The organism is Mycobacterium sp. (assembly GCF_035314905.1).
Taxonomy (GTDB): Bacteria; Actinomycetota; Actinomycetes; order Mycobacteriales; family Mycobacteriaceae; genus Mycobacterium.
In genome coordinates this window covers 1-8,480 of sequence record NZ_DATFYW010000215.1, presented here as the reverse complement: position 1 = coordinate 8,480, position 8,480 = coordinate 1, and the positions used below count along the sequence as shown (strand labels likewise).

At 66.8% G+C, this 8,480-nt stretch carries 7 protein-coding genes; 4 read left to right on the top strand and 3 right to left on the bottom strand.

Annotated features, from left to right (window positions below; all coding sequences use genetic code 11):
- Nucleotides 1-277: 277 nt before the first annotated feature.
- Nucleotides 278-1,798 (top strand): S8 family peptidase, encoded by a 1,521-nt coding sequence (locus VKG81_RS19025; RefSeq protein ID WP_324398213.1) that lies wholly within the window; start codon nucleotides 278-280, stop codon nucleotides 1,796-1,798.
- Nucleotides 1,799-1,818: 20 nt separating this feature from the next.
- Complete coding sequence (locus tag VKG81_RS19020) at nucleotides 1,819-3,090, top strand: serine/threonine protein kinase (RefSeq protein WP_324398211.1); 1,272 nt, start codon at nucleotides 1,819-1,821, stop codon at nucleotides 3,088-3,090.
- Here the strand turns inward: VKG81_RS19020 and VKG81_RS19015 are convergent.
- Both VKG81_RS19015 and VKG81_RS19010 read right to left on the bottom strand, forming a co-directional pair.
- Nucleotides 3,087-5,390: an arylsulfatase gene (locus VKG81_RS19015; protein WP_324398208.1), complete on the bottom strand. Its 2,304-nt coding sequence runs from the start codon at nucleotides 5,388-5,390 to the stop codon at nucleotides 3,087-3,089. The two genes, VKG81_RS19020 and VKG81_RS19015, sit on opposite strands and share 4 nt — an antisense overlap.
- Before the next feature lie 22 nt (nucleotides 5,391-5,412).
- Nucleotides 5,413-6,063, bottom strand: a complete 651-nt coding sequence (locus tag VKG81_RS19010) for a M15 family metallopeptidase (protein WP_324398215.1) — start codon at nucleotides 6,061-6,063, stop codon at nucleotides 5,413-5,415.
- Nucleotides 6,064-6,420: 357 nt separating this feature from the next.
- Here VKG81_RS19010 and VKG81_RS19005 point away from each other — a divergent pair, with 357 nt between their 5' ends.
- Both VKG81_RS19005 and VKG81_RS19000 read left to right on the top strand, forming a co-directional pair.
- On the top strand, nucleotides 6,421-6,621 hold the full coding sequence (locus tag VKG81_RS19005) for a hypothetical protein (RefSeq protein ID WP_324398206.1): 201 nt from the start codon (nucleotides 6,421-6,423) through the stop codon (nucleotides 6,619-6,621).
- A 206-nt stretch (nucleotides 6,622-6,827) separates the two neighbouring features.
- Nucleotides 6,828-8,030 carry a medium chain dehydrogenase/reductase family protein gene (locus VKG81_RS19000; protein ID WP_324398204.1) on the top strand — a complete coding sequence of 401 codons (1,203 nt, stop codon included), beginning with the start codon at nucleotides 6,828-6,830 and terminating at the stop codon, nucleotides 8,028-8,030.
- A 175-nt stretch (nucleotides 8,031-8,205) separates the two neighbouring features.
- Here VKG81_RS19000 and VKG81_RS18995 read toward each other — a convergent pair whose 3' ends face one another.
- Entirely contained in the window at nucleotides 8,206-8,364 is a 159-nt protein-coding gene (locus VKG81_RS18995) for a DUF6307 family protein (RefSeq protein WP_324398202.1), read from the bottom strand.
- Nucleotides 8,365-8,480 lie beyond the last annotated feature (116 nt).

Sequence of the window (8,480 nt, the reverse complement as noted above, 5' to 3'; positions counted from 1 at the left end):
CCGGCACCGCTGCCGCCGCCGCCGACCGCGCACTCCCAGCCCGTCGGCCCGATCGTGTTGCGCGACGGCACCACTCTCCCGCCGCCCAACGACCAACCCATCACGGCCCCCAAACACCGGGCCGGCCAACGCAAGGCGTTCACACCACGAGCGTCAGGCTGATTGCGGTCATGCACGCATCCGCTGCCCTTTCAACGGTTTCGAACCGTGCCCATGTCCGGTGGAGTCCCGGCGGGCGATCGTGCAACGTTATAGCAGCTGATCGGGGCGGGTGGCCGTGACCAGCCCGCCGGCGCGCGGACCTCGCCGCACATCGATCGTCAGCCCACTTGTGCTGGGGGACAGCGACAACGCTCCTCCGGGCGCAGCTCAGATGGTACTCACCGACGAACAGAACCGCCGGGTGGTGCTGGTCGAACTGCGCTTAGGTCCCGGTGCCGATCCCGCCGCCGTCCGGCGAGACTTCCTCGCCTTCTTCGAGGAGGTGTTCCGCGGTGCCGACGCGCCGCCGCCGCCGGTTACAGTCGCGCGACATTACATGCGCTGTGTGCTGACCCCCGACGAGATCACCCAGCTAGTGCGTGGTGGCCAATCTCCAACGGACGCATCGACCCGGCGCGGCCTCGAGCTCATCTACCACGTGTGGCCCGACATGGTCATCCACGCCCACCTGGACCGGTCACTGTCGACCATCAAGGCGGACGCGGCCGCACACGCATTCCGCTGCGGTGGTTCGGGCGTCGTCTGGGCGATCCTCGACTCGGGCATCGACGAAAACCACCCGCACTTCGCCGCCCACAACACGTTGAGGGCGGACGCGGTCAAGAAATTGCACCGCGACTTCACGATCCCGTCGTCGGCAGGCGCCGCACGCTCGCCGTTGACCGACGGCTACGGGCACGGTACCCATGTCGCCGGAATCATCGCCGGCGAAGCACCGCACGACGAGAAGGCAATGCGGATCGCCTATAACGAACCGACCGCACAAGACCTGCCGCAGTGGGCCTTACGCACCCTCCCGGCGGGCGCCACGCTCTCCGGCGTCGCGCCCAAAGCCAACCTGGTGAGCCTCAAGGTTCTCGACGGCAACGGAAACACCCTGTCAAGCGTGGTGCTCGAGGCGATCGACTACGTGCGCACCGTCAACAGCGACGGTCGCGACCTGCGGATCCACGGCGTGAACCTGTCCTTCGGCTGTCCGTGGCCGGCCACCGAGTATGCGGCTGGACAAAGCCCGCTGTGCAGGGAATTGGACCTCTTGGTGGGTAGCGGTGTGATCGCGGTCGTCAGCGCCGGGAACGCGGGTGCGGGCGGAACTATCGAGGGCGTGGGCAACGACGTGTACGGGCAGCTATCCACGATTACAGATCCCGGAAACGCCGCAACCGCCATCACCGTCGGATCTGTGCACCGCTACCGACCCCACACCTACGGCGTCACCTTCAGCTCATCGAAGGGCCCCACGCTCGATGGGCGCCGCAAACCAGATCTGGTCGCCCCGGGCGAGCGGATCACCTCCGCCGCCACGGGGCAACTGATCGAGGGCGTGCCACCACTGCAGCCCGCGGCGGAAGATCCTGCACACGTCGCCCGTTATCGCGAAGACAGCGGCACCTCAATGTCGGCGGCCCACGTCTCCGGGGCGATCGCGGCCTTCCTGTCCGTCCGCAGCGAATACGTCGGCCAACCACAACTGGTAAAACAGCTATTCCTCGACACCGCATCAGACCTCGGCCGCCACGAGTTCTACCAAGGCGCGGGCCTGATCGACCTCATGCGAGCCCTGTCCGCCACCTAGCCCCGAGGGGAGACGGCAACATGACCGATATCAACGGCCTGGCGTATTACGAAGTCGACTTCAACGCCGACGGCACATTCGATACCACAACCGGCAGCGGCGACGGGGGGCTGCCGACGGCCATCGCCGCGGGAGGTGTCACCGATCTGTTCGTCCTGTCCCACGGCTGGAACAACGGCGTCGATTCGGCCCGCGACCTCTACCAGGCCATGTTCGGGCTGCTGGCCGACCAGCTCGGCAAGCACCTGCCCACCAGCGCAGCGGTCGGGGTCATCTGGCCCTCTCTGCTTTTCCCCGACGACGATCCGGCCACAGCACCCCCGGTGCCCTCAACCGGGGCGCAACTGGCAGCCGCGCTCGCCCCGGCCTTCCCCGGCCAGCAGCAACAACTGACCACCATGGGCCAACTACTCGACCAGCAACCCCAGGACCCCAGCAAGCTAACCGAATTTCACGATCTGGCCAAGGGTTTGGTGACCACGCCGCCACAAGGCATCGAAGACACCGGCGAAGCCGCGCTGCTCACCGCTGACACCGCAACGGCGTTCGGGCAGGCGGCCACGATGGCGCCACCGGCAAGCGGCGATGCGCAGGGAATCGAGAATCCCTTCACCGCGCTATGGAGCGGCGCGCGCGAAGTTCTGCGCACCCTGAGCTACTACGAAATGAAGAATCGCGCAGGAGTTATCGGACAGCACGGGCTCGGCCCGCTGCTGAGCAACCTGACCGGTCCCGGTGGTCCGCCCCGAATCCATCTGATGGGCCACAGTTTCGGCGCCCGGCTGGTCGCTTACAGCCTCGCCGGTCTGCGCGACGATCAGACCGGCACCGCCAGCCCGGTCAAATCTTTGACCCTGATCCAGGGCGCGTTCTCCCACTTCACATTCGCGTCATCGCTGATGTTCGATCCGTCCCGGTCCGGGGGTCTTGCCGGCTACACCAATCGGGTGGACGGACCGCTGCTGGCGACCTTCAGCAGCGCCGACAGGGCGGTGGGGTGGTGGTATCCCACGGCCAGCCTACTGGCCGGCCAGGACAGCGAATCCGCTGAAGACCCGACCTACCGCTGGGGCGCAATGGGGCACGACGCATATCAGCAGATTCCCACCCCCGCCGATGTTGTGCTTGCGGGCCAGGGTCAGCCATACAGCTTCCAGGCCGCCACGTTCTACGGCCTGGACGCCAATGCTGTCATCTGCAAAGACCTGTCGCCCATCAGTGGCGCGCACAGCGACATCCGACACCCGGAGGTGCTGTGGGCCGTCATTTCCGCCGCCGGGCTGGCCCACTAACAGGTGGCTCGCCCGCGCCGATCATATAGCGGCCCACTGGGACTCGGCTGGTTGGGCGCTTGGTCGAGGATGTCTCCCTCGTACGGCCCGCGATCGGCGCCGATCTCGATGACCACTTTCTCCAGCTGCCCGCGGAAGGCGAACGGCGACTCGTAGAGCGGGCTGACCGGGCTCAGGGGGTTCCGCCCGACTGACACCCCGACCGCGTTGACGTGCGTTCCCAGGGTCACGGGAATGTCCGCGCTGCCCGCCGGGGCGCCGTCGATCTCGAGGGACCCGGTGCCCCGCAGCCGCCCGGCCTTCGTGAACCGGTAACGCAGCCGGCTCGCCCCGGCGGGCACCGGGAACGACGACCGGATGGTCGTGTGCTCGCCCGCGCAGTTGTAGTCGTGGACCAGGTGGCCCTCGTGCACGAACAGGCTGTAGCCGGAGAACCGGTCGCCGTGGCAGATGAGCACGCCGTCGCCGACGTCCGACACGTGCGCGGTGATCGTGTAGGACACGTCCATCAGATTCGCCGCGCCCTCGCCCGGAATCCGGCTGCTTCCCGGGTAATACACGAAAGTCGAGCGATCGGTGATCGGCCGCGGTCTGGACGCCAGGAACCGCTCCAGGATGCGGTCGTCGAGCGGCAGGACGTGGTAGCGCCGGGCCTCCGACCACCACAGCTCTACGAGCTCGTCTCGCAGTTCCGGGTGGGTCGCGGCGAGGTCGCGGCATTCGGAGAAGTCGCGGTCGAGGTGGTAGAGCTCCCACCGGTCGTCGTCGAAGTCGGTCCCCGGTGTGTGGTAGGTAACCGCCTTCCAGCCCCGGCGCCAGATGGCGCGGTTGCCCAGCATCTCGAAGTACTGCACGGTTTTCGGTGACGGGGCGTTCGGATCTGTCAGGGTGGAGGCGAAGCTCGTGCCTTCGATCGGCATCTGCTCGATGCCTGAGATCTCATGGGGCGCTTCGATTCTCAGGAGCTCGAGCACGGTCGGCAAGACGTCTGTTGCGTGTGTGAATTGGGTGCGGACGGTGTTGGTGCCCGGTATTCGGCCCGGCCAGGTGACGATCAGCGGGTCGCGGATCCCGCCCGAGTGGGTGTTCTGCTTGTAGCGCTTCAACGGGGTGTTGCTGACCTGGCCCCACCCCATCGGATACACCGGATACGTCGTCGGCCCGCCGATGGCGTCGAGGTCGGTGATCTCGTCGTACGGCAGCCCGTTCACCCACCGTAAGTAGTTGACCGACCCGGTGGGCCCGCCCTCGAGGGTCGCGCCGTTGTCGGACAGGAAGATGACGAGGGTGTTGTCGCGCAGCCGGCCTAACAGGCGGCCTAGTTGTGCGTCGGTGTGGTCGATCATCGCCGCGTAGACCTCCTGCAGACGGGCGCTCACCGCCCGCTCGGACGGGCTGAGGTCCTCCCACGGCTTTACTCCGGTGTTGCGTGGCGCCAGTCGGGTGCCCTCGGGAACGATTCCGAGGTCGATTTGGCGTTGGATGACCTCGTCGCGACAGCGGTCCCATCCGCGGTCGAAGGCACCGCGGTATTTCTCGATGTACTCGCGTGGCGCGTGCAGCGGCGAGTGCGCGGTCCCGAAGCACAGGTACAGGAAGTACGGCTTCTCGGGCAGCACCGAGACGTGGTCATTGATGAACTCGGATGCCCGGTCGACGAGGTCTTCGGTCAGGTGGTAGCCGTCGCGCTCGGTCGGGTGACCGCGGTCACGCTCGGTCGGGCGATCGCGGTGGCGCGGCGGTGGCTCGATGCGGTGGTTGTCGTACACGAGGTCGGGCGCCCAGTGGTTGGTGGCGCCGTCGAGGAAGCCGTAGTAGCGGTCGAAGCCGCGCTGCAGCGGCCACTGGTCGTATGGTCCCGCGGCGGTCGTTTCCTCGATCGGGGCCAGGTGCCACTTGCCGACGGCGAAGGTCGCATAGCCGCTTTGCCGGAGAATCTCGGCCAACGTGCCGGCCCGCTTCGACACCCGGCCCCGGTACCCCGGGAAGCCGGTGTCCCAGTTGGAGACCACGCCCATCCCGACCGAATGGTGGTTGCGCCCGGTCAGCAGGCAGGCCCTGGTCGGCGAGCAGAGCGCGGTCGTGTGGAAGTTGTTGTACCGGAGTCCCTTTGCGGCTAGATGGTCGATGTTCGGTGTGTCGATCTGTGAGCCGAAGCAGCCGAGGTCGGCGAAGCCCACGTCGTCCAGCACGATGATCACGACGTCCGGGCTGCCGGCCGGCGGGCGTTTCGGCTGGGGCCACCACGGGGTGGACTCCGCAATGGTGCGGCCTATAACGCCGTGGAATTCGTCGCTCATGGGGCTCACTCAGTCGACCGGCTCAGTCGACCGGGACGTCGAGAACCGGGCGCTCGACGCCGGCGCCGGGGCCGTCGAAGTGCCACCACTCACCCGAGTACACCGTCAACCCGCCTGCGCTCATCGCGTTACGAAGGCGGGCCCGGTTCGCCTGCTCGTCCGCACTGACACCGTCGGTGGTGAACGCGTGGGCGCGCGGCGAGAAGTCATCCAAGTCCGTCCCCATGTCGAGCAGGCAGAGTCCGCCAAGTTGGCGCTCGGGCGGGCACTGGTCTTGCCGGGTGGCGAGGGTCACGTCGACGGAGCGGCCGGTCTCGTGGCTGCGGGCGTACGGGCCGGGCTTGGCGACCCAATCGGGGTTCGGGACGTCCTGGAACATCTTGACCTGGACATCGTGCGGCCGGTAGCAGTCCCAGAAGACGAGGACGTCTCCCTGGGGGCGCAGGGCGTCGGCGGCTGTTTCGAGACCCCGGGCCATGGACTGGTGCACCAGGCAGCGGGCGTCGGCCGGATACAGGGGCGTGTGGGTGAAGTTGTCGGGGGTCGCATAGCGGAGGTCGATGATCGCGTCGGGGACGACGGTCCTGACGTCTATGAATCCCGCGGCCTGCGCCGCAGCGCTGACCGGTGGCACGTCGGCGGGGAATGGGGCGGTGGTGGCGACGGCGCTGATTGAAGGCGCGGTGGTGGTGGGCGAATGGGGGGCGTTTGTGGCCGCCTTTGGTGCGCCGCAGCTGGTGCTGAACGCGACGAGAAGCACGGCGGCGAGTAACCGTCTCACGGTAAGGCCCTATCTGGGGTCGTGGAGACATCTCGGGTCGTGGAGACGGCGAGGGTTAGTTGCGCAACCATGGGACCAAGTTAGGTCATCCGCTGCAGGCAACGACCACAAAGACCTTCGGAATGCTCCGTCGTCGCCGCCCGATGTCAGCCGATAGTCCGCACGGCGGGTAGCCCGTCGATGAGCCGGCCACACGGCCACAGAGCATCTGTGCCGTTTCGGGTCGGCCTTCATGCCACACTCCCGGATATGGACATACGGATACACCAGGCCGACGGCCGTGTAATTCATTACCCCGACGCGACCGGTTATGACCTGATGCCGGACGCCGCGCTCAAGGTCGAAATCGATGGAAGCCTGATGTTCTTCAATCCGGGTTACTGGCTTCAATTCGCGATCGATACGCAGGATCCGGACCCGTTCAACCTCAACCTCAACCCACTGAGCTAACGGGACGCGATCAGCGCGCGGAGTGCGGCGGGTAACCGGCCCTGCGCCGTGGCGGGGTCGCGAGACCTCATGGCGTGCACTGCCAAGAGACATCGCGGTGTTCGGCCGGGTGACCTGGAAGGCGGTCGACGCCTAGGGTTGGAAGCAGCCCTTGATCCGCCGCAGCGGAATGAACGTATTCACCCGAAGGCCGCCATCCGAACGCCGTGTCAGCGCTGACCGTTTTGATGCCAGCAAACTTATCGGTCCGAGCAGCATTCGCAAAAATCCCCGTCCGCCTGAATTTGTTCTACGGTGTGGATATGTCGTGGCAAAACATTCGCATCTCGCGGTTCGGCGGCCCCGAGGTCATGGAACTAACGGACCAGGCGACCGTCCCCGAACCTGGCCCCGGCGAGGTCCGCGTCAAGGTCCTGGCCGCCGGCACCGGCTATACCGACATCTTCATCCGGCGCGGCCGCTACCCGGACTACAAGGGGCCGGTGCCGTTCACCCCGGGCTACGACATCGTGGGCATCGTCGACAGCGTCGGTCCCGGCGTGGCCAGCCCGCACGAGGGCCAGATGGTGGCCGATCTGTGCGTCGTCGGCGGCTACACCCAATACGCGATCCGGCCGGCGCGGTTCCTGGTGCCCGTCCCCGATGGCGTCGATCCGGCCGAGGCGGTGTGTATCCCGCTGGCCTACCTGACCGCTTTCCAGATGCTCACCCGGTACCGCAAGCTACCGCCGGGTGCAACGATCCTCGCGATCGGCGCCTCGGGCACGGTCGGCACGGCGCTGCTCGATCTGGCGCGGCATTTTGGACTGAACGCCATCGGCACCTGCTCGGCCGCCAACATGGGCGTGGTCGAGAGCTTCGGCGCGAAGGCAATCGACTATCGCGACGGCGATTTCGTCGAAACAGTGCGCACGCTCACTACCGGACAGCCCAACGCACACAAGGGCCGCGCCGGCGTGGACGCCGCCTTCGACGCGATCGGCGGAGCGCATTTCGCTCGCTCGTTCGCGTGCCTGGGATCCGGTGGGCTGCTCGTCGGCTACGGGTCGCAGACCATGGCCGAGGGGCGCGAAGGCCTGCTTGCGGCGGGACTGGGCTTGGTCCGGCTCCAACTCTGGGGCGCGTTCCGCTTCCTGTTCAGCGGCCGCCGCGCGGTGTGGTACAGCATCACAGCCCGCCGATCGAAGCAACCGGAACAATTCAAGGACGACATGGCCACACTGTTTGGCCTACTGCGCGACGGCGCCATCCATCCCGCCGTCATCGACCGCCTACCCCTGGCGGCCGCGCGCGACGTCCATACCCGCATCGAGGCAGGCGGACTCGGCGGCAAGATCGTTCTGACTCCGTGGCCCGCGCCGGCTGCGTCGCTCGATGCGTCGGCCGAACGCAGCGAAGACGGTGCGTGAACCTCGCAGCGAGGCCGACCGGCGAAGCCGTGTAAGTGATTTCGCGCAAACGAACGGGCCAGACGGGGCGGCACGACCCGGGAAGGGCCGGGGGTGCGGCAAATTCGCGTAACGGCACCCGGTGTCGCCGCTCAGGGATGTCGCCGCTCAGCTGTTAAACCAACGTAGGCGCTGCTCAGCGCACCGTCTCGGGGATGGAGTCAAGCGCATGCAGTACGTGTACCGCGAGTACTCCCGCAGCCTCTTCGTCAAGGGCGGAGTACTTCGTCACGGTGTCCCGGACGAGTTCCAGACGGTTTTGGTAGGGCGTGCGAGATTTCGTTCCGCTAACCATGATTTATTTCCTGTTCTGTCGAGGGCGTCGCTGAAACGAACAGGCGCTCGACACCGCTCACGCTACTCCTGTTTCCGGGTCACCGAGTGCGGAGGGGCGTGCGGGTATTCCGGGAG

What these genes read in the sequence shown, in the direction of transcription:
- VKG81_RS19020 (WP_324398211.1), top strand. Translation starts at nt 1,819, where the DNA reads ATGACCGATATCAACGGCCTGGCGTATTACGAAGTCGACTTCAACGCC.
- VKG81_RS18995 (WP_324398202.1), bottom strand. Translation starts at nt 8,364, where the DNA reads ATGGTTAGCGGAACGAAATCTCGCACGCCCTACCAAAACCGTCTGGAA.
- VKG81_RS19015 (WP_324398208.1), bottom strand. Translation starts at nt 5,390, where the DNA reads ATGAGCGACGAATTCCACGGCGTTATAGGCCGCACCATTGCGGAGTCC.
- VKG81_RS19005 (WP_324398206.1), top strand. Translation starts at nt 6,421, where the DNA reads ATGGACATACGGATACACCAGGCCGACGGCCGTGTAATTCATTACCCC.